Origin of the sequence: Pseudomonas sp. NFR09, assembly GCF_900111535.1 — a bacterium.
Taxonomy (GTDB): Bacteria; Pseudomonadota; Gammaproteobacteria; order Pseudomonadales; family Pseudomonadaceae; genus Aquipseudomonas; species Aquipseudomonas extremorientalis.
In genome coordinates, this window is sequence record NZ_FOIH01000026.1 from 1 (window position 1) to 1,423 (window position 1,423).

The window sequence follows — 1,423 nt, forward strand, 5'->3', positions numbered from 1 at the left end:
TAATGCTGTTCACTTAAGCGGAGCAGCCTTACGGTCCACTGGGTACCGGGTTTTGGAAATCTTCACCGTCCTTGGCCTTCCTGGCCTTGGGCGGTGATCCAGAAACATTCCTCCTACTCCTCCCCTCAGCTCGCTTAGCCTCCTTCCTGTTGCTGATACCGGGTTCGCTGCTGCCATCACGATCAACTGTACCGCTATGTACTGGCAGGCTGGCTTGAACCGTATATCTGAAGGTGCGCGGCCGAATGCTACAGCGGCCTGGCTGGCCTCCCGACGAATAATGTTGTAAGCCAGCAAAAGCCCCCAGACCTCCTGATAAATCAGCTCGACCTTCTTACTGCGCAGCGTTACCGCGTTCTGTTGCATCGAGCTTTTGATATCCCTGAAGCCCAGCTCAATTTCCCACCGCTCCAGGTACAGCTCAGCTACAGCTGCTGTGTCATAGCCCTCGACAGGCAGAGAGGTAAGCAGCGACCTCACTTTCCCATGGCTTTCATAGCTAACTTCACGCACTTCCCAACTCAAGGGCAGCTCAGGATTTCGTTTGCGTGCCTGAGGAGAAACTTTCATCCGCACAAGACGATCATGCTCGCCGTAGCGCTCCACTTCCTCCATGACCAAATTCTTGCGAGCAGGTGTCAGCCAGTGTCGGTTCGCACCGCCGCCAACCACGCTTAGCAGTAGATCCGCGCCCCAGAAGCCTTTGTCGAACAAGGTGATTGAATTGTCTGGAATTTGCCCCAGAAACGTTTCGGCCAACCGCATTTCACTGCCCCGAAAAGGGCTGAGCTGCGCATCGAGGATGACATGCGAGCGGACATTCATCAGTGCAACGAGCCGCAGCATCGGAAACGGAGTCTGACGGTCGGTGCCGGTATTGCCGGAGCCAAAATGCTCTCTGAGCTCGGGTGAATCAGGGGTTCGCAGCAATGCACCGTCCACCGCGAAGACTTGTAGACCGTTCCAGTCATCTGCCTCATAGCGCTCGTTGCCCCAATGCTTACCGGTCTGACGGAACAGCGATTCGACGGGGTCAGCGCCTAGCCGTTTGCGAGCTTCAGTTACTCCGCTTCGAGCCAGCAACTGATCAGAAGCCAAGCCTTGCGCGCAGATATTCAAACGCCTGGCGACCTCGTGGACGGGCTCATCACGAAACAAAGCCATGCCCAGAACCAGCCAAAGAACTTGGTCACTCGGCAAGCGGCGCCGCCGTATGGTGGCTTGCACCGAAAGGTTCAGCGCACTCGCTACCCACTCGATTGGGATGTTCTGAGTGAAGGTGCTCAGGTCAGAAAAGTTGAAGAGATCGCCGAGGTCGAGCAACTGCTGCTGAATGGGCATAAAAAAATCCGATGCCAGGAGTCTGACATCGGATTCTCTATAAAGCCCGGCCGGGACTCAAATGCTTAAGTGAACAGCATTA

The 1,423-nt window shown here is 55.5% G+C and carries 1 protein-coding gene; it reads right to left on the minus strand.

All coding sequences use genetic code 11. The annotated features are described in order from the left end of the window. Positions 1–9 precede the first annotated feature (9 nt). Positions 10–1,341 (minus strand): IS4 family transposase, encoded by a 1,332-nt coding sequence (locus BMX59_RS29995; RefSeq protein WP_371914400.1) that lies wholly within the window; start codon positions 1,339–1,341, stop codon positions 10–12. Positions 1,342–1,423 lie beyond the last annotated feature (82 nt).

Coding starts and splice junctions, on each gene's coding strand:
- BMX59_RS29995 (WP_371914400.1), bottom strand. CDS start 1,341: ATGCCCATTCAGCAGCAGTTGCTCGACCTCGGCGATCTCTTCAACTTT.